The 22,987-nt window shown below is 43.1% G+C and carries 17 protein-coding genes and 3 pseudogenes; 12 read left to right on the top strand and 8 right to left on the bottom strand.

Annotation, left to right across the window (positions count from 1 at the left end; all coding sequences use genetic code 11):
- Positions 1-47 precede the first annotated feature (47 nt).
- The 9 genes from H6G97_RS26580 to H6G97_RS26540 all read left to right on the top strand — a co-directional run bounded on the left by H6G97_RS26580 (position 48) and on the right by H6G97_RS26540 (position 7,857).
- Entirely contained in the window at positions 48-1,253 is a 1,206-nt protein-coding gene (locus H6G97_RS26580) for a carbon-phosphorus lyase complex subunit (protein ID WP_190943588.1), read from the top strand.
- A complete protein-coding gene (locus H6G97_RS26575) occupies positions 1,250-1,672 on the top strand; it encodes a fosfomycin resistance glutathione transferase (protein ID WP_190943587.1) in 423 nt (140 codons plus the stop codon). Before H6G97_RS26580 ends, H6G97_RS26575 begins: the two co-directional genes overlap by 4 nt.
- On the top strand, positions 1,669-2,877 hold the full coding sequence (locus H6G97_RS26570) for an alpha-D-ribose 1-methylphosphonate 5-triphosphate diphosphatase (RefSeq protein WP_190943586.1): 1,209 nt from the start codon (positions 1,669-1,671) through the stop codon (positions 2,875-2,877). Before H6G97_RS26575 ends, H6G97_RS26570 begins: the two co-directional genes overlap by 4 nt.
- 31 nt (positions 2,878-2,908) lie before the next feature.
- Positions 2,909-3,469: a phosphonate degradation HD-domain oxygenase gene (locus tag H6G97_RS26565; RefSeq protein ID WP_190943585.1), complete on the top strand. Its 561-nt coding sequence runs from the start codon at positions 2,909-2,911 to the stop codon at positions 3,467-3,469.
- Between the two features lie 50 nt (positions 3,470-3,519).
- Positions 3,520-4,401 (top strand): alpha-D-ribose 1-methylphosphonate 5-phosphate C-P-lyase PhnJ, encoded by an 882-nt coding sequence (locus H6G97_RS26560; protein ID WP_190943584.1) that lies wholly within the window; start codon positions 3,520-3,522, stop codon positions 4,399-4,401.
- 5 nt (positions 4,402-4,406) lie between these two features.
- Positions 4,407-5,177 (top strand): phosphonate C-P lyase system protein PhnK, encoded by a 771-nt coding sequence (gene phnK, locus H6G97_RS26555; RefSeq protein ID WP_190943583.1) that lies wholly within the window; start codon positions 4,407-4,409, stop codon positions 5,175-5,177.
- Between the two features lie 98 nt (positions 5,178-5,275).
- Complete coding sequence (phnL, locus tag H6G97_RS26550) at positions 5,276-6,001, top strand: phosphonate C-P lyase system protein PhnL (protein WP_190943582.1); 726 nt, start codon at positions 5,276-5,278, stop codon at positions 5,999-6,001.
- 49 nt (positions 6,002-6,050) lie between these two features.
- On the top strand, positions 6,051-7,187 hold the full coding sequence (gene phnM, locus H6G97_RS26545; RefSeq protein WP_190943581.1) for a phosphonate metabolism protein PhnM: 1,137 nt from the start codon (positions 6,051-6,053) through the stop codon (positions 7,185-7,187).
- Positions 7,188-7,632: 445 nt separating this feature from the next.
- The gene (locus H6G97_RS26540) at positions 7,633-7,857 is read left to right on the top strand and encodes a hypothetical protein (protein WP_190943580.1); all 225 of its coding nucleotides are present in this window, start codon (positions 7,633-7,635) and stop codon (positions 7,855-7,857) included.
- Between the two features lie 222 nt (positions 7,858-8,079).
- On the opposite strand, the gene H6G97_RS26535 is transcribed toward H6G97_RS26540, so the two are convergent.
- The 3 genes from H6G97_RS26535 to H6G97_RS26525 form a co-directional block, all read right to left on the bottom strand.
- Positions 8,080-9,060 carry a PEP-CTERM sorting domain-containing protein gene (locus H6G97_RS26535; RefSeq protein WP_190943579.1) on the bottom strand — a complete coding sequence of 327 codons (981 nt, stop codon included), beginning with the start codon at positions 9,058-9,060 and terminating at the stop codon, positions 8,080-8,082.
- 586 nt (positions 9,061-9,646) lie between these two features.
- Positions 9,647-12,745, bottom strand: a complete 3,099-nt coding sequence (locus H6G97_RS26530) for an ExeM/NucH family extracellular endonuclease (protein WP_190943578.1) — start codon at positions 12,743-12,745, stop codon at positions 9,647-9,649.
- A 150-nt stretch (positions 12,746-12,895) separates the two neighbouring features.
- On the bottom strand, positions 12,896-14,017 hold the full coding sequence (locus H6G97_RS26525) for a hypothetical protein (protein WP_190943577.1): 1,122 nt from the start codon (positions 14,015-14,017) through the stop codon (positions 12,896-12,898).
- A gap of 900 nt (positions 14,018-14,917) precedes the next feature.
- On the opposite strand from H6G97_RS26525, the gene H6G97_RS26520 reads away from it, so the two are divergent.
- Complete coding sequence (locus H6G97_RS26520; protein WP_190943576.1) at positions 14,918-16,549, top strand: phosphodiester glycosidase family protein; 1,632 nt, start codon at positions 14,918-14,920, stop codon at positions 16,547-16,549.
- A 229-nt stretch (positions 16,550-16,778) separates the two neighbouring features.
- On the opposite strand, the gene H6G97_RS26515 is transcribed toward H6G97_RS26520, so the two are convergent.
- Positions 16,779-17,012: a hypothetical protein gene (locus H6G97_RS26515; RefSeq protein WP_190943575.1), complete on the bottom strand. Its 234-nt coding sequence runs from the start codon at positions 17,010-17,012 to the stop codon at positions 16,779-16,781.
- On the bottom strand, positions 16,990-18,249 hold the full coding sequence (locus H6G97_RS26510; RefSeq protein WP_190943574.1) for an alkaline phosphatase PhoX: 1,260 nt from the start codon (positions 18,247-18,249) through the stop codon (positions 16,990-16,992). Before H6G97_RS26510 ends, H6G97_RS26515 begins: the two co-directional genes overlap by 23 nt.
- Before the next feature lie 450 nt (positions 18,250-18,699).
- Here H6G97_RS26510 and H6G97_RS52925 point away from each other — a divergent pair.
- Both H6G97_RS52925 and H6G97_RS26500 read left to right on the top strand, forming a co-directional pair.
- A pseudogene (locus tag H6G97_RS52925) lies at positions 18,700-18,831 on the top strand (IS5/IS1182 family transposase); the annotation flags it as partial.
- Between the two features lie 619 nt (positions 18,832-19,450).
- Complete coding sequence (locus H6G97_RS26500; protein ID WP_190943573.1) at positions 19,451-19,981, top strand: DM13 domain-containing protein; 531 nt, start codon at positions 19,451-19,453, stop codon at positions 19,979-19,981.
- A 432-nt stretch (positions 19,982-20,413) separates the two neighbouring features.
- Here the strand turns inward: H6G97_RS26500 and pstB are convergent.
- From pstB to pstC, 3 genes and pseudogenes are all read right to left on the bottom strand, one after another.
- A pseudogene (gene pstB, locus H6G97_RS26495) lies at positions 20,414-21,244 on the bottom strand (phosphate ABC transporter ATP-binding protein PstB).
- 100 nt (positions 21,245-21,344) lie between these two features.
- Entirely contained in the window at positions 21,345-22,235 is an 891-nt protein-coding gene (pstA, locus tag H6G97_RS26490) for a phosphate ABC transporter permease PstA (RefSeq protein ID WP_190943572.1), read from the bottom strand.
- Between the two features lie 46 nt (positions 22,236-22,281).
- Positions 22,282-22,872, bottom strand: a pseudogene (pstC, locus tag H6G97_RS26485) (phosphate ABC transporter permease subunit PstC); the annotation flags it as partial.
- Between the last annotated feature and the right edge of the window lie 115 nt (positions 22,873-22,987).

Here is a 22,987-nt window from a genome sequence, read left to right as displayed (position 1 = left end):
AAGCCTAACTTCCTTAATCAAAAATTACGAATTACGAATTAAAAATTATGCCATACGTTGCAGTCAAAGGCGGTGAACAGGCAATTCAAAATGCAGAAGCACTCCTGCAAAGCAGACGCAGAGGTGATCCTGCAATTCCTGAGTTAAGCTTAGACCAGATTGAACAACAGCTTACCCTAGCAGTAGAACGGGTGATGTGTGAAAGTAGTTTATATGATCAGGAGTTAGCAGCCCTTGCTATTAAACAATCTTGGGGCGATTTAGTAGAAGCAATTTTCTTGTTACGAGCCTATCGGACAACACTACCCCGCTTCTACTATAGCCAGCCATTAGATACCAGCAAAATGCAGATTCAGCGCCGCATTTCTGCCATTTTTAAAGATGTACCAGGAGGACAAAGGTTAGGGACTACCTTCGACTACATTCACCGCCTACTAGACTTTAAGTTGATAGCAGAAGGACAAGTCCCGACAGCACCAGAAGCAGAAGCAATTACAGAATCAGTTTTGCGTGTAATTGACACTTTAGATCGTGAAGGGTTGATGCAAGCGGAAGAAGGGCAGGGGAGCAGGGGAGCAGGGGAGCAGGGGGAACAAGTAAATAATGATTCTCCGTTATCTCCCTCATCTCAACCATTTGATTTAACTCGTCAACCACTAACTTTTCCTGCTGAACGGGATGCAAGACTGCAAAATCTAGCGCGTGCAGATGAGGGTTTTTTGCTATCTCTAGCATATTCTACACAGCGAGGCTATGGAAGAAACCATCCTTTTGCCGGAGAGATTCGCATAGGGGAAGTAGAAGTGATAATTTGCCCAGAAGAATTGGGATTTGAAATAGCGATCGCAGATATTACTGTCACCGAAGTGCAAATGGTAAATCAGTTTAAAGGTAATAAAGAATTACCTGCTCAGTTTACCCGTGGCTATGGACTCACCTTTGGTTACAACGAACGTAAAGCGATGTCAATGGCACTAGTAGATAGGGCAATGCGAGCAGAGGAATTAGGGGAAACAATTCAAGGCCCAGCCCAAAATGTCGAGTTTGTACTTTCCCACTCTGATAACGTGGAAGCACAAGGTTTTGTCCAACACCTTAAACTTCCACACTACATCGACTTTCAAGCAGAGTTAAATCTGGTGCGGAAAATCCGACAGCAGCAACTAAATAATCAATCCTCAGAGCTAACTGTTGCTGCCCAAGAATCTCAGCCTTTAGAAAATAGTGATTTGGTTTTGGAACAAGTGAAATGATTACAGGAATTAACCATATTACTTTGTCTGTCTGCGATTTGGAGAAATCTTTTAAGTTTTATACCGAAATTCTAGGTTGTCAAGCGATCGCTAAGTGGCAAACAGGTGCTTATTTATTAGCGGGTGACTTGTGGTTGTGCCTATCTTTAGATTCCAACACACGCACAAATCCTATGGACGAGTACACTCATATTGCTTTTAGTATCCCTGAAGATAAGTTTCCAGAATATAGCGATCGCCTCAAAGTTTTAGGAGTCAAACAGTGGAAACAAAATACAAGTGAAGGCGAATCTATATATATTCTTGACCCCGATTACCACAAGCTGGAACTGCATATAGGTGATTTATCTTCCAGAATTGCCGCCACTCAAAAAGCTCCCTATAAAGGCATGAAATTTTTTACTGAGGTAAGTCAGTGACAACAACTAAAAATATTCAAATATTATCAAAACCAACCAACACAAAAATTGCTATTCAAGGAGTAAATGTACTAACTCCCGATGGTTGGCTGGAAGATGCCACAGTTTTAATTGAAGATGGACAATTTACTAGCATTGATCAGGCCAGTAGTCCTAATGGATTTCATCTGGTAAATGCTCAAGGATTCCAGATGTTGCCAGGAATTATTGACTTACACGGCGATGCTTTTGAAAGGATGATTTGCCCTCGGCCTGGAGTCAACTTTCCTCTACCAATAGCGATCGCAGATAATGACCGCAACCTCTTAGCATCCGGTATCACAACTTTTTACTGCTCAATTACCGACTCTTACGAACCAGGTTTACGCAGCCGAGATTCTGCCCGTGCTTTAATTGACTTCATCTTAGGGACAGGAAAACAAGTTTTAAATTGTAATCATCGCATTCATATCAGACATGAAGAGGCAAATATCGCCGGACATGAAGAATTGTGTGATTGGATGGTATCCGGTCGTGTGCATATCTTGTCTATCAACGATCACCTACCACCCCCAGGAAATCAAAAGAGATTGAGTCGATATCTCAATAGTGTGAGGCAAAGATCATCCATGTCTATTGAAGAAATCGAAGAATTAGTTAACCAAGTAACAGAACGGCGACATGAAGGAGACGTGCAAATAGAAGAACTGGTGGATTTAGCTCATACTTACGGTATTCCCCTCGCTTCTCATGATGATGATAGCCCAGAGAAGGTAATACTAAGTCAACAACGCCGAGTAGCGATCGCAGAATTCCCCGCTACTGTAGACTTAGCTGCTAAGTCTCGTGAATATGGTGCAGCAGTTCTCATGGGTGCGCCTAACTTAGTGCGCGGTGGTTCTCACTTGGGTTTGATGAGTGTCGCTGAGGCAGTTAAAAATAACGTTATCGATTGTCTTTGCTCAGATTATCATTATCCTTCCTTGTTCTATGCACCCTTCAAACTCCAAGAATTAGGCTTAATGTCCTTTGAACAAGCATGGTCATTAGTTTCCAGCCAACCAGCAGAAGCGGCGGGGATAAGCGATCAAAAAGGTAAAATCGCTCCTGGTTTAGATGCTGATTTCCTGTTGATATCTCCTGATAATTCTTTACCATCAGCGATTACTGCGATTGGCTCTGTATATGTAGCAGGAAAAGAAGTTGCTCGATATCAAATTCAATAAATATCCAGTCAACAGTCATCAGTTACCTATTATGAAACCTACCATTGAAAGCATTATTGAACTCTTTACCGAAAAGGGTTCTCAATCCTATGGTGCAGAAGCCGTCAGTCAGCTAGAACACGCCTTGCAATGTGCTAGCCTCGCTGAAATATCAGGTCAAAACCATGAATTAATTACTGCTTGTCTACTCCATGACTTAGGGCATTTAATCCATAACTTGGGCGATAATCCCGCCATCCAAGGTATAGACGATCAACATGAACATCGAGCCATTCCCTTACTACGTCAGATGTTTGGGTCAGGAGTTACACAACCAATTAGGCTTCATGTCGTCGCCAAACGCTATCTTTGCTCAGTTGTTCCTGAATATTGGGATAGTCTCTCAGCCGCATCCAAACGCAGCTTAGAACTCCAAGGAGGCATATTTTCCCCTGAACAAGCAGAGACATTCATTCAGCAACCCTACGCCCAGGATGCTGTTCAGTTAAGGATTTATGACGACAAAGCCAAAATCACAAATTTGCCAACACCAGATTTAAACCACTTTACCCAATTTATGATCGCCTCTTTAAATAAGCTGTCGCGCATATAAGTTGTACATCTTTTCGTATCGTCTGTTAACAGTCAACAGTCATCAGTCTAATGAATATCTCTCCCAATCCCCAATCCCCAATCCCTAATCCCCAATCCCCAGAAACAGGCTTTAACTTTGCTTATTTAGACGAACAAACAAAACGTTCTATTCGCCGCGCCTTGCTGAAAGCCGTAGCGATTCCAGGACATCAAATCCCCTTTTCTTCTAGAGAAATGCCCATGTCTTACGGCTGGGGTACTGGTGGAATTCAGGTAACAGCTGCTGTGATTGGTCAAACTGATGTATTGAAAGTAATTGACCAAGGCGCAGACGACACCACTAACGCTGTTAATATACGTCGCTTTTTCCAAAAAGTTTGTGGTGTAAAGACAACAGAACGCACACAAGAAGCAACTTTAATTCAGACTCGCCATCGTATACCCGAAACGCCACTACAGGAAGGACAGATTTTAGTTTACCAAGTACCAATACCCGAACCTTTGCGGTGGCTAGAACCCTCATCGGTAGAGACAGGCAAAATGCACGCTCTAGAAGAATACGGGGCTATGTACGTCAAGCTTTACGAAGACATTACCACACATGGATATATTGCTACATCCTACGACTATCCGGTAATGGTGCATAACCGCTATTTGATGAGTCCTAGTCCGATCCCACGTTTTGATAATCCCAAAATGCAGATGAGTCCAGCATTGCAATTATTTGGTGCAGGGAGAGAGAAGCGCATATATGCAATTCCACCTTACACCAAAGTCAAAAGCCTCGACTTTGAAGATCATCCCTTCACCGTCGAAAAATGGGATAAAGCCTGTGAGTTATGCGGTTCTACAGAAAGCTATTTAGATGAGGTAGTTATTGATGACCAAGGTGGGCGAATGTGGATTTGTTCAGATACAGACTACTGTAACAATTCAAAAATAAAAATTTAAAACCGATGAAACCTCTTTTACAGGTTCACCAACTGAGTAAATCTTACGGCGCAATTAAAGCGTGCGATCGCATTTCGTTTAATCTCTTTCCTGGGCAAGTTCTTGGTATTGTCGGAGAATCAGGTTCAGGTAAGTCTACTTTGCTGAGTGCAGTTGCCAATCACATTGCTGTTGATAAAGGTAATGTTACTTATACTAGCCGTAGCGGTGAAGACTTAAAAATCTTTCAACTTGCGGAAGCTAAACGGCGATTGCTGATGCGAACTGAGTGGGGTTTTGTGCAGCAAAATCCTCGTGATGGTCTGCGAATGAAAGTCAGCGCTGGAGCAAATATCGGCGAACGCTTACTAGATATTGGGGCGCGACACTACGGCAATATTCGGGATGAGGCTGTCCACTGGCTACAACAAGTGGAAATTGACCCAACACGGATAGATGATCTGCCAGTTCACTTTTCTGGGGGGATGCAACAAAGATTACAACTGGCCCGTGTGTTGGTGACACGTCCTCGGTTGATATTGATGGACGAACCGACAGGCGGGTTGGATGTGTCGGTGCAAGCGCGGTTATTAGATTTGTTGCGATCGCTTGTCCGCAATTTTAACCTCAGCGTGATTATAGTTACCCACGATATCGGCGTAGTCAGACTGTTGGCACATCGATTACTAGTTATGCAACAAGGACAGGTAGTGGAATCAGGTTTAACTGACCAAGTACTTGATGATCCACAACATCCATACACTCAATTATTAGTCAGCGCCGCCTTAACACCGTAATGATTAGGGAGTAGTGAGTGGGGAGTAGGGAGTAAGAAATTCTTCTTCTGCTCGTCTGCTCCCTCTGTCACCTGTAAACTGTCCCCTAACTTTTAACCATGCAATCATTAACTGTTAATCATCATCCAGCAAACTTTCATAGCCAAGCACTTTTACAAGTTGAGAATTTGCGAAAAAGTTTTACTCTACATCAGCAAGGAGGCATTAATTTATCGGTGCTAGAAGGTGTTTTTTTAAGCGTTAATGCTGGGGAATGTGTCGCCCTTTCTGGAGCATCCGGGAGTGGGAAATCTACATTTATGCGCTGTTTATATGCTAACTATCGCGTTGATAGTGGTTCGGTCTGGATAAAGCATCAGGAAGATTGGGTTGATTTGTGTCAACTCGCTCCCCACGAAATTTTAGCAGTCCGGCAGAAAACCATTGGATATGTCAGCCAGTTTTTAAGAGTAATTCCTAGAGTACCAGCGTTAGAAGTTGCCGCAGAACCACTGTTGGAATTAGGGGTAAATATAGATGTTGCATATAACAAAGTTAAAGACCTATTTCATCGCCTCAACCTTTCAGAACGACTGTGGTATCTTTCCCCCACAACCTTTTCTGGAGGCGAAAAGCAACGGGTAAATATTACTCGTGCTTTGGCAGTTGATTATCCAATTTTGCTACTAGATGAACCAACTTCAGCCCTAGACGTTACCAATCGCCAAGTAGTTATTGAACTGTTGCAAGAGAAAAAAGCTAACGGCTGTGCCCTAATTGGCATTTTTCACGATGAAGAAGTGCGATCGCAGCTTTGTAACCGCGAATTAATTTTTAATAGTTAACAGTCACCAGTCACCAGTCACCACTCCCCAGTCCCCAGTCAACAATATTATGAATGAACAGATTTACACTAACTATCTTCTACAACTGCCAGATCAAGAACTGCTAGGTACTTTGGTAGTGCGAGATGGATTGATTGCTGATATTCAGCCAGGGATTGTAAGTCATGGTCAAAATGGTCAGGGAGATTATCTATTACCAGGATTGATTGAGTTACACACCGACAATTTTGAACGCTGTATGTCTCCTCGTCCTGGTATTCGCTGGCCTTTAGAAGCAGCAGCAGTTTATCATGACCGAGATTTAGCCAGCGCCGGAGTCACAACAGTATGTGATGCGATCGCAATTGGTGATTTGGCAACTGTTTCTCCTCGCTTAACTAACTATGGGCCGATGATTGATGTCATCTCCCAAAGACAAGCCACCGGACGCTTTTGTGTGGAACATCGCATTCATCTGCGCTGTGAACTGGCTTATGACAAGGCTTATGACATTACAGCACAATACGCAGATCATCCTCTTTTATCAATGATCTCGCTGATGGATCATACTCCCGGTCAACGGCAGTTTATCCACTTAGACAAGTTTAAAGAGTATTACATGGGCAAACACGGTGTCACTGTTGACCAAATGGAAGAGTTCATCTTGATTCGTCAGCAACAACAACAAATATATGCACAGAAAAACCGTATAGCTTTAGTAGAACTCACCAAAGCCAAAGGTATTTCCTTAGCCAGTCATGATGATGCTACCGTCGAACACGTTCAAGAAGCGGTGCAAGATGGAGTAGTGCTAGCTGAGTTTCCCACCACCTTAGAGGCTGCCAAAGCAGCACACAGTTCGGGATTACAAGTTTTGATGGGTGCGCCTAATTTAGTGCTTGGTGGTTCTCACTCTGGTAATATTTCCGCAATGGAACTTGTCTTGCACAATTTAGTCGATGTGATTTCTTCTGATTACGTTCCTCAAAGCTTATTGCAATCCATTTTTATGATTGCCGAGAAGACGGACAAGCCTATTTACCAAGCTATGCAATTGTTTACCAGCAACCCAGCTAAAGCCATTAATCTATTTTGCGATCGCGGTAGTCTAGAAGTAGGAAAAAGAGCCGATTTTATCATTGTTCATGATGATGGTATTGTACCCCGCCTGAGTGCAACTATCTGCCGAGGCGATCGTATTTCTTAATTTAAAACAGATGGCTAAGAGATTTCACTGTGGACACAAAAGCTATTTACTCTCGCTGAATGCAAATTTAGACAGCCAAAAATTGCTTCTACTTATTCACACGGGAGCAAAACGATCGCGTCCAATGTGAACTTCCCACTCCACAACTCTAGCAGAGTCCACTAGCATACCATCTCGCACACGAGGACTGCTGTTTACTACAGATTGAGCCGATACGGTTTTCAGGCGATTTTATTGATTTGCGTACCGGATTAATTAGCTAATACTCCGACTGATACATCTAAAGGTTCTTACTACTCACGTAAGATTTATTTCTTGATTTTTACATTTGAAAACAGGTTCTGCCGTGCAGAGATGTCAATAAAGTAGTGTTAGTGTACTATAAATTGGTATTGTATTTGCTTCCTGAAAATGGTAGCCAAAAAATAGCGGGTTTTTAGAAGTTATGCCAGAAGGAGAAGGCAGCGACTATTGGCAGATTGCAGCTGTACACATCAATGGCCAAGTCTTCTGCCCTAGCCCTCGCCTTTATCGCAATGAGCAGGTGGCATTAGCGCAAGCTGCACAAATTTATGATTGGCTAGCTGATCACAAGCCACAAATTAGTGGTGGGCGTTGCTACTGCTCCGAGTTGAAGCTAGCGCTGTGGCATCAACCGAAAGTATCTTAGTTGCCCAATTCATCCAACTCTGACTCAAAAATAATTTTAAAAGCACCATCCCTGAAAAATGTTGACAGTATTACCTATGATCAGACATAACAAAAACCCCACGAGTGAGGTGAGGTTAATTTTGGGAAATTTTGGCATATTCCCTTAGCTTATTAGTTTTGGAGGAAAATTATAGCGTGGAAATCACCTTGCATCGGCTATGTGCGTTATTGAGTTAACTTGTTAGTTTTGCAGGTCGAGAAGAGATTGAGACTGCCGTCTGCGTTTGAGCAGCAGCAAGGTACCCAAAACAGCCAGGAGTGCGATACTCAACGATGGCTCTGGTACTGCCTGTGTTTGACGCGATTGAATGTATGTAGATAAACCAGCGAGATTATCGGTATTAATCAGGTCAACATTAGCATCGTAGAGCGGCCCCCAAACACTGGGTGCATCAATAGGCAGATTCCAGAAGCGCAGGATTTTGTTCTCACCATGTACCTGAGCCACGATATTGTCTAGGGCTGCCTTAGTGTCATCAGGGATGGTGCCAAGACCGTCCCAAGCCAGATCGCCATTAAAGAAAGTATTCCAGTTGCCACTGATTAGGGGGATAAATTCAGGTGCTACCCCCAAAGCTATGTCTTCAGCACGACCATCATAGGCGGCGTAGCGCAAATCCTGAGAGAGCATATAATCTCGTGGTCGATTACCTGAGATAATCACATTAACCGCTCCCTTTTGCGTGTCGTAGCCACCAGAGGCATTTTTGGTGTAAGTAGTGAACAATCCGGGATTGTCAACTGCATAGTTGGTTAAGACATTGTGTAGGCGCTCGTAGGTTGAAACATCCTCACTTTTAATGTCAACTAACAGGAGTAGGGGTGTAGCATCGGTGTAAATGCCACCGTTGTTTACCTGGCTTGCTAAGTCTCGCAATGGTGTTAGGTATAAATCCTCAATCGTTGGCAGTGTCGTGGGCTCCGTTACTGGGTCATGGGCAACGCGCAACTGTGTGCCGTAGAGCCAGATGTCAGCTTCAACACTGATGAAACCGTTGTGGAGGGCATCGAAGAGTGGGTACTCATGTTCATAGTCGTTATGAGCATGGGTGCGCGGTACAGACTTATCAAGCGGACTTATAACTGTATCGGCATAGACTTGACCGACATAACAGCTTGCTGCAATGACACCAACCGCCAGTGTACGAATGAGACTTTTCATGGTACATTTTCCTTAAAGTCTCTCTCAAAATAATTTGCTTGTATCTTAGAGCGAGTTAAGCTTCGGTAATCTTTTTCTTAAAAGTTAAACGCTGCCGTAGGCGATCTCCTATTTACTAACTTTGTGTCAAAAACGGCTGGCTTCAGGAGTAGAAGGTGTCGATTGGTTTGGTGCTTTTAGTTCAGTCGTAGTTAGAAATCAATTACTCCTGTCTTTTAGTCGTTGCACACTGTGCTAATTTTGAAACTCACCTTAATTTTGGTTTAAGCTTAGGAGTGTTAGTCCTATCTCAGAAACTGGCTGAGGATTTGGCTTTGACGCTTTATTCTATCTAGAGAAATTTGGCCAACTAATAGCATCTGCACCCAATTGGGTGGAGTGGATGGGATGAATTATTGAGCTGACGGAGGCAATACGGTTTGCATAACCCAAGATCCTCTTGAGAAAGAGTTATTGCCCAATAACTCTTTCTCAAGAACTGTTTAAAGACTGCTCACCTCAACAGATAAAAACTTTGTGAGCCAAGCCGCACTGTCCTGTTTCCTGCCTTCTTAAAACATTAATTTACCATTATTGCGCCAATCTCTTAAATCGTTACAAAATCAGCAGCAGTGATAGTGCTAGACTGCACTCCACTCAGAACTGCTAGCAGTCCATCATTACTTGTCAGCCTAATTAGGGTGTTGCTAGCATCCACACCTGTACCTTGGGTAATCGTCAACTGGCCAAATAACAGATTTCCTGACAAGCCGAGCAAGTCTTGACTATCTTGAAAGTCAGTGATGGTGTCAATGCCTGTATCCACTGCTAACACAAAGCGATCGCTACCCCTGCCACCAGTCAGGGTGTCATTGCCTTGACCACCATTGAGTAGGTCATCACCATTACCACCCACTAGGATATCGTTGCTAACGCCCCCGTTCAGGATGTCGTTGCCGTTATTACCGTTGAGGATATCGTTGCCATTGCCCCCATTTAAGGTATCGTTACCATTACCGCCGTTGAGTTCGTCTCTGCCAGAGGTGCCATTAATGGGGTCGGTGCCATTGCCCCCGTTAATTACGGTAAGCGTGCTAGACAAATTAATCCCAACTAGAATTGGGTCATGGTCGGACGAGCGGTAGGGTGTTTCTGTGTAGAGGTCAGGTGAGGCTCCAGATCCTTTAAATTCAAGGTTGTAATCTAAAATTCTCGGTTCGTCAGCGTTAATATGCCACTCGGTTACACCCGATACTTGAGTATCCAGGCTAGACGTAGCGAGGGCATGATCCAGGTAGCCTGACTGTCCATCAAAGACAAATGAGTAGGGATTATCTACAAATCTGTCAATTTCATCGATTAAACCGCCATTTCGTAGAACATCAATTGGGTCTTCTTCACCATAAGCATTCAAGTCACCAATGACCAGCACATCGCTATCACCTGTTGAGACTTTTAGCTCATTAACAAATCCAAGCAGTGCTTCTGCCTGTTGAACGCGGGTGAAGTTGAAAGCACCTTGCCCATCACCTTGGTCTGCATCTAAACCCGTGCCTGTTCCACCCTTAGATTTGAAGTGGTTGATCACGGGTGTGAAAGTTTCACCATTGGAGTTAAGGATAAAAGTCTGCGCTACAGGTAGGCGATTGTAAACGGCATCAGTATCGCTCAGAGATGCACCAACTGGGGTGACAACACCTAGTTTATAAATAAACGCTGTTTTGATTTCGTCAGTCCCGACCCCTGTAGCTGGGTCACGGATATAATCGTAGACTTTAGCGCCGATGTTGTCGTTGAGACTATTGACTAAACTAGCGATCGCTGAATTGGCACCATCACCATCATTTTCAATTTCAATTAAACCAACGACATCAGCATTAAGTGCTGCGATCGCACTGACAATCTTAGCATTTTGTCGCTCAAACTCAATGGCAGAATCTGCGCCGCGAGATGTAGGGAATCCGCCCCCCGCGCCATCTCCATTGAAGTAATTCAACACATTGAAGCTAGCAACTTTAATATTACCCCCAACGTTCTCTGGTGCAGAGGTGCGGGGATTAGTCTGGTTAAATACAGGTGTAACCGTTGGCTGAAGCCGATAATTGTTGAATCCGTAGCCAAGCACACCAGTCAGGTTCGTGGTCGTATCACCCGTCCGCAAGGTGTTATTGGCATTGAGGTAGGGGATAGTCGTCGGATTTTGAGTATTGCTACCATCATCCACTAAAATTCTACGGCTGTTGTTGATATTCTGTTGAACCGTGACAGCAGCTACATTGTTTTCATCATTTTCTGTTTCAGAGGAGGGGATGTCAGTCGGATCGATGAAGTTCGTGGGATTAAACAACCGCCCCTCAGCCGATAGTACGACCTCACCAAAACGAGCCAAGTTGAAGTTCTCGGTGACGGTTAAGGTTTCCGGGAAGGTGACGAGCGTTCCCTCATAGCGTTCCAGGCTTGTTACGGTTGCTACAGGTAAATCTACTACAGTGGGAGCAACTGTCCCTGAACCCACCACATTTAAACTGGTGGGGCTATCGATTTGCGTCTGATTAAAGGATTCAGAAACTTTTCCTGTAACTTGTACAACATCACCCACGTTGACATCAATGCTTGAAGGGGCAAAAACAAAGATGCCATCAGAGGTTGCTGAGTTGCCGTCCCCTGTGGGGTCTTGGATGTAGAAACCGTTCAGACCCGTACTACCCTGAAAATCTCCGACCACTACACCTTCAGTGGTGTAGAATGTATTGTTGCCAGCAAAAGGGCTAGCGTCGCCAGCTCCTTGAATAGTGTAGATTGGCGTTAGCATGAGGGCAACGTCGTTATCGGTAACATTAACGTTGAGATTTGGAATTGGTGTAGAGGTGTTAGAGTAGGATGGGTCAGCACTACTGGTAATCGAGTGGGTAATTACACCGTTATGGGGAGAACCTTCCATGTCTGTATCATTAACTGCCCTAACAGTCACTGTTTGAGAAGTAGTGTTGCTCAAGGACAGTGTTACTGAATTGAAGAAGTTTATACCATCGCTACTGATTTGCGTTTCTTCGTCTGCTGCGATCGCAATGTTTACAGCACCAGTCGGCACGGTATTTAGTGCGATCGTGTAGGTGTCGGTAGTTTCACCTGCTTCGTTGACATCTGTGCTGCCGCCAGATTGGGTGATTGTCACCCCAGCAGTATTACCGCCATCAGTTGTGTAGCTTCCCAATCCGTCAAACGTATCTGTAGCAAACCCAAGCCATTGTACACTTGGTTCAAATACATCATCAGGGTTGGTATCACCCATTGTGATGCTACTCTTGCGGCGCAGTGTGTTATCTGCTGTGCTAGTTAGTCCTGTACCCCACTCAGTCCCTGGATCAACACCAATCTGACCGATTACATCAACGATGGTACCACTGGTTCCACCCTTGCGTAGAACAATCGCATCGTCGCCGTTGTACCAGGAAGCGCTACTGGTTTGATCTGCCTGAGCGAGAATCGTCGGACTAGCGTTACTCTGGGCAAAAACGAAAACGTCGCCATTTGCCACAGTGCCAGTCAGAGCGAACGTTGTCGGAGTAGTGTTGCCATTAAAGTACATCTGCACAACATAGCCTTCTGTTGCTAAGTTGATTGCAGCCCCAGTACCGTTGTAAATTTCAAGAGCTTTATTGTTACTGCTGCCCTCTACATACTCGGAAAAAAACAAATCTGCCATTTGTCTCTGCCTACCTGTGATTGTGTATTAACTATTTAGTGAGGAATGGCACAAATTCATAGCTGTGCCAGAACGTGCTAATTTATGTGAGGTCGCGCAAATAACTATTGCGACAGAAGCTCAACATCGTTGCTTAGAAACCGTATAGTATTACGGAGCCGGAACCGCTACTCGATTACTGGGAACAATCTGTGGCTGATATGAAAACACCTCTCGGCTACGGGGATCGACGCTTACCTTAACCCATTGCACATCGTTGGTGCCGTTCGCCGCATTGTTGCCAAATGTCTCGACACGAGTGAAGTTTTCTAAACGTCTGCCTTGGACATCTAGAAATGGCTTGTCAATACGAAAGTAGTGTGAGTCGCCATGTACGTATGCAATCGGCTTACGGAAAGCGATCGCCTGATCGCGCAATGCTAATAAAAAGTCCTTAAAGCCATCAGGCTGCCCATCGGTTTGCACGAGCGTCTTTGGATCACGCAAAGGCGCTCTGGCTGGGTCGGTCTGATCCCACCCTGGATTAGCTTGGGAGATCAACATCACCGCCGCCGAGTTGCTTTCTTTTGCCACTCTAAAGGTTTCTTTCATCCATGCAATATTGGCTGCGTTTCTTGCTGTATACTCCGTTGAGTTAGGCGCAGTGTCGCATAGATTATTACACGATCCCTGGATATTGAGTGTTGCGTAAGTAACTCTGCCGACTGTCCAGCGACGGTTCTCAAGACAGGGCACTGCACCGTTGATACCAAGGCACATCTGTGCAGTCTGCACTTCCTGGGCTAGCCGACGCTGCCCTAGAGAAAAATTCGTGTTGAAGAATACTAGACGCTCATAGTCGAGGCGTTCAAGTGAATTAAATCCACCATTTGAAGGGCGATCGCAGTCTGTCCAATCGTTGTCACCCGGTGTGAAGGCTGCTGGTGCCTCCAGAGCGTTGAAGTAGCCGAGTGCCTTGGTATACAGCGCGTTGTCGCAAAGGCTGTTAGAACCGGCTTTGAGATCGCCATTATGGACGGTGAAAGAAAGTTTTTGCGAATTCATGTCGTCAATTAGTCTTGTTACCCCAACCTCCTGCGCGTCCGAGTAAGGTAAATCCCCCCAAAGTCCGATCTTGTATGGCGCATTCGTGTTTTCGTTCTCTCTGGCAACCACCAAACTAGTGGTTGCAGATGCCAAAAACGGTAAAGTTAGGGCAACCAAACACACTTTACGCAGCAAATGCGTAATAGTAAAGCGTCGTAACACTGAATAGCCAAGCTTGGTCGTCATTATATCCTCAATTCTTTTCGAAATCCGTGAATGCATTTTTGACAAGTAGCTTCTGCCCGTATCATTCCAGTCAGCAATTTAGACTACCGGATTATCGATGATAGAGAGGTTATGAATAGGTTATAAGTAGGATACAAGTTCGTATCTTTACGGTTACTTTGTAAGTTCGCATTTTCCGTTCGACCGAATTTTGGGAAATCCAACCTAACTTAGGTGCTTGGTATCAGCTGTTTGAGTGGCTTGTACGTGTGCTTAATGTAATTTAAAGCACACAATCCTCAGATGGGACTATTTGTTAGCGCAGAATTGTAAACACATTGCTACTCAAATCCAGAAAAAACTAGATCAAGATTGATTTGAGCTAGTTTCTAAACTTAGTATGGCTGATGATGAGCCGTTTTGGAATGGATATTTGGCAAGTTGGTGTTAACTTTGAGGGGGCTGTAAATCCGTGTGTAGATAGCTATCATTAAAAGTCTTATAAACTCTTTATAGTTGAACAAAATTGATCATAAAATTGGTGAAAATTAATTATTTGTATTTTCTAAGAAAGTACTAAGAAACTCCTCAAAAGTTTTTTATCTTTACTTTTGTTACCCTAGCTATTTTTACTGATTCTTCTTGATTTGTTCTCTATCCGTAATCAGATTTCCGTGAAATGGTATGAGCGATCGCAGTTGAGCTTATGCCTTTAGTCAACATATTGTAAGAGCTTAACCCAATGTTTAATCGAACATAACTATTCATTAAATCTTTTCCGTTAAATTCACTCCAAAGCAACAATACATATTTCAGACAATTTATTCTACCTTGTATTTACAACTACAAGTGTTTTTAATATTAAAGAACTAAAAGTACTTGTAATAGATTTTACTGCCCATTTAGTCACAAGAGTGAACCATGCCCCGGAAACTCCGTCTCCATAACAAAACAATAGCTTTATACTTAGTAGTTCCATGTTCTTTACTTTTAGCAGTAGTTAAACCGCTTATTAGCAGTGCTAATGAAGAATCAAGGCAAAGGAACAAGTATTATTCGCACTCACTGCCTTTAGGAAAAGGTAATTTAAGAGAATCACGGGTATTGAATCAGATAGCTCCTGGTATTACCCACACGGTTATTGTTAGAGGCGAACAGTCAAACCGTGACGTGTATACAGTAGATGTAACATTTCAAGCTACTCAACAAGCGGCTCAAGCTACTGCTAATTTATTAAAGTCTCAAGGATATCAACCTTACTTAAAGCCAATATTACGACGAGCGCCAGATGATCCTGAATCTGGTTTGCTTGGTTATTTAGTCCGTGTTGGCGCTTTTAATACTGAAGCTCTTGCTGTTAATTTACGAGATCAACTTGCAATTACTGGATATTCAGGAGTACGAGTTGTTAACACAGCAGAAGATGGAGAAGAAACAACTGGCCCTTGGGTTGTAAATGTACTTGAGATAGACCTCCATCAGTCTCACCTAAAAGTTGTTCCCGCACTCGCTAATGGAATTGTTCCTGGCAATGAACGTTTGACGCAGCTTTCTACTAAAACATCAGCTCTTGCAGCAGTCAATGGAGGATATTTTGTCATTGGAGCAAACGATGGGACTCCAGGGGACTTAGCTGGTATTTCCATTATTAACGGTAAGCTGGTGAGCGAAGCAGTTAATGGTAGAACGAGCCTTATCCTGCCTGACAGTTCCAGTCGAGATGCCCGTATAGCTGCTCTTACTTCTAAAATTCTTGTAATTGCAAACAATCGTGCAACAAGAGAGATAGATGGATTGAACCGCAAGCCTGGTTTGATTCGAGGTTGCGGTGGTGTAGGTGGAGACTTGCCTACAGAACAGCCCAAGCATGACTTTACTTGCACAGATAGCAGTGAACTGATTCAATTTACATCTGCTTTTGGGCAAACCACAGAGACAGGAGAAGGAGCAGAAGCCGTACTTGATGCGTCAGGCCAAGTCATTGAGTTTCGACAGCAGCGAGGAGGACAGATACCCAGTAGTGGCTCAGTGTTATCAGGCACGGGTAATGCTGTTGAGTGGTTACGCAATTATGCACAACTAGGCTCAAAAATTGATATTAAGACTCATGTTTTGGCTAATGGATGGGACGTGCGAAGAAGAGATGAGACTCCAGGAGTTATCAATGGAGGCCCAAGGTTGCTACGCAACGGAAAAATAGATATTACTGCTTATAAAGAAGGATTTCACTGGCCCGAAAATCCGGAATTTTATTATAGGTTTGGGGTACGACGTAACCCTCGAACACTAGCTGGAATTACATCACTAGGAAAATTGCTTTTGGTCACAATTGATGGTCGTCAGCCAACAAGAAGTGTAGGTGCAAGTTTTGAAGAAAGCGCTCTGATTATGCGTACACTTGGAGCAACAGATGCTCTCAACCTTGATGGCGGTGGCTCTACAACTATGACTATTAACCAACAACTCATTAACCATCCGTCTGATTCTACTGGAGAGCGACCAATTGCTGACGCTATTATTATCCTGGATAAAATCGGTAATCGCAGACATTGAGCAACTCATCTCGGCTTATCTATGTTATTCTCCAGCGAGGATTTCTGATTGGTACAATGGCAGAGGTTATAAGATAGCTCGCCCTGATTGTATTGGAGAAAAGTTTGAGTTGTTAGCGAACAAATTTTATCTATTTCTTGAAGAGTGTTTTGCAGTTAAATTTTAATTAAACGCATTGTCAGGATGGCTGTAGAGCGACGAATTATTTGACCAGAGCGACAGATTACGGTCAAATAATCTGTCGCTCTACAAAATCAGCAAACAATTGATGAGCGTTGCGGCGTGATACTGGAGTTTGAGGATGCTTACCCCAAAAAGTTTGCTCAATTGGTGACAAACTTATCAGCCAAGAAACTCTTTTTCCTAATTCTAAAGTCACGGTAGGAAACCAGTCAGGGTGATCGCTCTTGACCCTGACTGGTCTGAAACAGGACGTAGAGTTACCAGGGACCCCAGATAGCAAAGGTTATTCCTGGACTCTGTATGTTCACAAACATCGTCTGACCATCAGGGGAGAAGCAGACCCCAGCGAACTCTGATGTGTTGAGCGCATTCTTGGCAAACTTGTAAAGACTGCCAGTGGGAGTGATACCGAGAACGTAATCCGTTCCATCCCCATCTTCACAGAGGAAGATGTCTCGGTTAGGGAAAACTACAAGATTGTCTGGATTGTCTAGCACACCAGAATTGTTGGGTTCAATATAGAGTTCAACGGTATTATTAGCGGGCGAATAACGCCAGATTTGCCCATCTCCAGAACTACCCCCACTCTTGCAAGTGAAGTAGACATAACCATTGCCGTAAAAGATACCTTCTCCACCCGAAAACCTAGCAGCGCCTTTGTTATAGCCTTCTGTTCTGACGGTATCAGAGGTAGGATCAGGGTTGTTAATCTGTACCCATTCCACCGCCTTAAACGTATTTTTTGGGAAACCCGTAGCTGTGTTGATTCCAGACGACCCTGTAATCTTTAAGGCGTATAGCGAACCGCCAGCACTCAGGTTGTTACTTTGATTGGGAATGAAGCGGTAAAAAAGCCCGTCCCCCCGGTCTTCCGTCATGTAAATATACCCTGTGTTGGGATCTACAGCGGCTGCTTCATGGTTAAAACGCCCCATCGCAGTTAATGGAACCGGGGTCACAAAAGTACTTGCGCTACTGGGAACTTCAAAAACATAGCCATGCTTCTTGCTGTTATTGGTTTCAAAGGTTTCCTCACAGCTTAACCAACACCCTGAAGGAGTAGGGCCACCGGCACAATTGCGAATAGTTCCCGCTAGGACTCCTCGATGTTCTACCAGGGTACGGGAAGAACTAACGACTAATTTAGTGCAACCGCCTCTAGCATTTGAGTTGTACTTGCTGCTATTGGGAGCGCTCAGACCATTGCTAGAAGTGGGAGTGAGTTCGTGATTGCGAATTAGAATCGTATTGCCATTAACTCCTGCAAAAGCAGCCATACCATCGTGATTACCTGGTACTCGGTAGCCATCATTCATCGTTTGACCTGTTTCGGATAGTCTGCGGTAAGTGAATCCAGATGGCAAATCTAATACTCGGTTGGGGTCGGGCACTAAATTACCGTAGGGTCCGGCAGCGATCGCTGGTTTAGCATAAAATGCTTGCAAAGGAGATAGAAGGACAGCACCTGTAGCCGATGCCCCTGCCAGGGTAAAAAACTCACGTCTCGATAGATTCAATGTATACTCCCTGATGTTTTGGACAAGGCTTTATTTGTTGCAAATAGCCAGTCTCAATTATCTAGGAGGAGTATGTTTTTCTAATTAATAAGAGGTTAAAAAAAGATTATTCAAGCAAGGTAAATATCTCAAATATTATTGACAGTAACTGTTCACAGAATCTGAAATGCTACAGCCAAAAATGGGTTGGTTATTGGTATCAGGTGCTGAGTAAGGAGATATGAAATAGAACTTTGTTGCGGCGATGAACTATGCCACGTCTAACAGAGCGATCGCTGCTGTTAATTAATCCATCACCAAACAGGAGTTGCGTAAGTTGGATAAGACTTGCTTTTGGTCTTTCGAGTTTTGCATGAGTTGTTTTGAGTAGTTTTAATGCTGTACGAGGCTAAAATGCGTTTCATGATGGTCAACGACGATTGTCCGCGCCCATCAGCATAGTGCGGGTGCAAAAGGGGAGAGCCATCCACAAAAGCCATTGGTCTAAGCATTGGTAGATTGAGTACTAAGATTCATGCTGTGGTGGACGCTTTAGGCAACCCTCTGAGTTTTCACCTGACACCAGGGCAAGCTTGCGACCTCAATGGAGCTGACTCGTGCAAAACTTCCCCAATGGAGCTGAAACGTGAACCGTGACAAGGACAGTCCCAACTTTTCTCGGCACTGTTCCAAAAGCTTGGCTTGCGCTGCTCGTAGTTCTGCTGTACTTTTTTCTACCTAAGCTTCCAGGATAAGCTAATGAGCATTTAAGTTGCATAACACCAGGGCTGAAGTCCTTACTACAAGCGAATCAGTCTGGAAAAATGAATGACGATTAGCTTATGATTAAATTGGCACTGCTGCTGGTAAAGTTTGTTCTATATCTGGCTATAGATTTGAGAAAGCATATCTGATAAAGCCATGTATATTTGTTTACATTTAATCATCCATAACCTAAAAATTTAAATTTTGCTGAGAAATCTGTAAGAACTTGCTAAGGAAAACATTAGTTTTTTAGATATCAATCCTTATATGTCTATCATTTTTAGATTAATTATTTAAGTAACAATTAGTTTAAAGCTCAAGCCAAGAGCTATGTAGTGTTTCCTAAGTAACTGAGGAACACTCAAATCTTTATTACCAAGGTTATTATCTTTGAAAATGTACCTCACGAGATCGGGAACTGCTATATTGCTGAATAATACATTGAGAAATTAAAATTATGAAATTGAGATATTTATTAATAATGGGCTTGTCTTCTCTTGTCATAGTTGGCTGCGCCCGGGAAGTATCAAATAACCAGGCCAATGAAAGCCCTATAGCTGTGAATGCATCTGTTCCCGTGCCTTCAACTCATGCAAAATCTTTAGCCAAGTCAGCGCAATCTCCAGATTCAACTGCTATTAAGTCAGGCACATTTGTTTCTGGGGAACATACAACTCAAGGAAAAGCTGGTATTACCACTAAAGACGGCAAATCATTTTTAGAGTTTGATGAGTCATTTAAAACCTCTGAATTAGGTCCAGATTTGGTAGTAATTTTACATCGTTCAGATGATGTAATTAATTCGACTAAGCCACCATCGTATTCGTTAAAAAAGGGAGACTACATTATTCTTGCTCCCTTAGAAAAATATAGTGGCGCTCAAACATACTCTATCCCTCAAAACATCAATTTAGCAGACTACAAATCCATCGCTATCTGGTGTCGCAAGTTTAATGCTACTTTTGGCGCTGCTAGTTTGAGTCAGTAAATATTAACCAACGACTGAAAAATTAATGGTGCTAGAGACGGAAATTTTCATGCTTTTCGAGATGAAGTGAAGGAAATTGCTCGACAAAATCCTAATATGAATGTGCAAATGGTGATACTTTGTTCAACCCATCCCACGGGTAGCACAATAAAGGTGATTGTGGCACCGGACTGCTTCAAATGAGAAAGCCACTGAGGTGAAGTATCCGAGGTTATGTCTTTTTGTATGAAGTCTGCAATTTGACAACGGCACTAGTGACTTATGCCGTCTTGATCAGTCCAGACGTGCCAGTAGTCAATTGTTGGCTTGTGTGATGAGTTATTCTGCATAAAAATGGCTCTCTTAAATTATGCTATTCAAAAGGTCAAATCTCATACACTAAACGTTGAGTACATTGTGTTTTAGATAAGTAAAGCATCAGTAGTGGGTACTTTATCCAAACTTACCACTGAGATATTCTTTGGTTACTTGGGCTTGGGGATTGCTAAAAACTCTCGCTGTTTCGTCATATTCCACTAAGTAACCGAAGCGGTTTCCCTTATCTGACTCTTCTGCATTCAAAAAAGCAGTAAAATCTGACACCCGTGACGCTTGTTGCATATTGTGGGTGACGATAATAATTGTGTATTCTTCTTTGAGTTCCTGAATCAATGCTTCAACTCGCTCAGTAGAGATAGGATCAAGGGAAGAACAAGGTTCATCCATCAAGACTACTTCTGGTTTGAGAGCGATCGCTCTGGCAATACACAAACGCTGTTGTTGTCCGCCAGAAAGTGATAAACCACTTTGTTTGAGTTTATCTTTAACTTCACTCCATAAACCAGATCGTTGGAGCGATCGCTCAACTAATTCATCCATATTTTCCTTACGGTTTTGAATCCTGGCTCCGTAAGCGATATTTTCATAAATTCATTTGGGGAAGGGGTTAGGTTTTTGAAATACCATGCCAATCCGCCGCCGCACCTCTACCGGATCGATTTTAGGTGAGTAAAGGTTTTTATTACGGTAAAGTACCTTGCCTTCTACCCGACATTTATCAATCAAATCATTCAGACGATTAAAGCAACGCAGTAACGTACTTTTGCCACAGCCAGAAGGGCCAATCAAAGCAGTCACCTGTTGTTTTGGTATTTCCATATAAACATCGCGTAGCGCCAAAGTATCACCGTAGTAGACGCTAAGTTTTTCTGTTTGCAAAACTGTTGTAGTTTCGCCTAGATTTTTAGTATTTTGATGATTACTGCTTTGATTTTGGGTAGACATTGTTAATCCTTTATGAGAAGAATTACTAATTCGTAGTTCGTAATTAAAATGCAACTACGAATTACTTTGATTGTTGACTGTTAAGCTAGTGATAACTGATTTAATAGGTACTTTTAAGCGCTGCCAAGCGAGAAAGAATACTAGTAATCAGCACTAATAAAACTAGAATGAGTGAAGCGGCCCAAGCGACTTCTTGTTGATTTTCGTAGGGAACGGTGGCAAATTTATAAACTAACACCGATAAAGTGGGAATTGGATACCAGATACTTGGGGGCCAAAAGTTTGAAAACAAAACGGTAAAAATTAAAGGTGCAGTTTCGCCAGCCGCACGAGCGATCGCTAAAGTCGTACCTGTAATAATTGCCCCCATCGCTGATGGCAAAACAACTTGTAAAACTGTTTGAAAGTTAGAAGCTCCCACTCCTGTTGAGGCCCAACGCACTTCTTGAGGTACTAGTTGTAAAGCTTCGTCAGCAGTTCTTACTACTATCGGTAACATCAAAACTGCCAAGGCAAAACCTCCAGCCACGGCTGAGAATTCATTTGTCGTTGCAACTACCACGCCATAGGCAAATAGTCCCACAATGATTGAGGGTACACCACTCAATACATTAGTAGCAAAGCGAATCCACTTTACTATTGTGCCGGAACTAAACTCTGATAAATAAATTGCCGCCAGAACCCCAAAAGGAATGCTCAATATCGAAGCAATCCCCACCACCATTAATGTTCCTACAATAGCAGCACCAATACCACCACCTTCTTGTAATGCAACTGGTATCTGTCCAGTAAATAGTTCTAGATTAATTCGACTACCTCCTCGGATAATCACATAACCAAGCACTAACCCTAAAGGCAGAATTGCAATACCTAGCATAAGAAATGCTAATACTGTCAGTCCTAGTTCAATTAATGTTCGGGGAGTAGCATAAGAAACTTCCATGCTCTCATCTGTGTTTTCAGAATGTTTAACTTGACTAGTAGATGTCATAATTACCTACCTAACATTAAAAGTTAGGATTAAAATTTTCTCACTACTAAAACTTTTTAACTTGGCGCACAATGAGTTCAGCAAGCATATTAACTATGAGTGTGATTACAAACAAAATTAAACCAGCATAAAACAAAGAAGCTCTTTGCAAACCACTAGCTTCTCCAAATTGATTGGCTAACAAAGAAGCAATTGTATTCGCAGGTGCAAGTACAGATAAGTTTAAATTATTGCTGTTACCAATTACCAAAGTTACAGCCATTGTTTCTCCCAATGCTCTCCCTAATGCCAGCATGATTCCACTCACAATTCCAGAAAAAGCTGCTGGGATCAGAATGCTAAAAATTGTTTGCCAACGGGTTGATCCCACACCATAAGATCCCCAACGCAATTCTGAAGGTAGAGAAGCAAGAGAATCGCGCGAAATCACTGTAATAATGGGTAAGATCATAATGGCTAAAATCGCACCCGCAGGTAGCATTCCTGGCCTTATATACCGAGTGGAAAAAATAAGTAGGTAAGCAAAGTTATCGTGAAGCCAATTGCCGATTGGTTTCAAAAATGGAATCAGGACGTAAATTCCCCAAAGTCCATACACAATACTAGGAATAGCTGCTAGCAGTTCCACTAAAAAAGGGGAGCATCCAGTTTTGGAAGATTTACCATTTATGGGAAAATGTAAAGGAAGATAACCCTGTGCGATCGCTGACAATGAACCAAGAGAAACAAGAACGGATCAAAGCCTGCTTACA

Origin of the sequence: Nostoc flagelliforme FACHB-838 (assembly GCF_014698065.1) — a bacterium.
In the GTDB taxonomy this organism is placed as follows: Bacteria; Cyanobacteriota; Cyanobacteriia; order Cyanobacteriales; family Nostocaceae; genus Nostoc; species Nostoc flagelliforme_B.
This window is presented reverse-complemented; position numbering and strand designations above follow the sequence as displayed.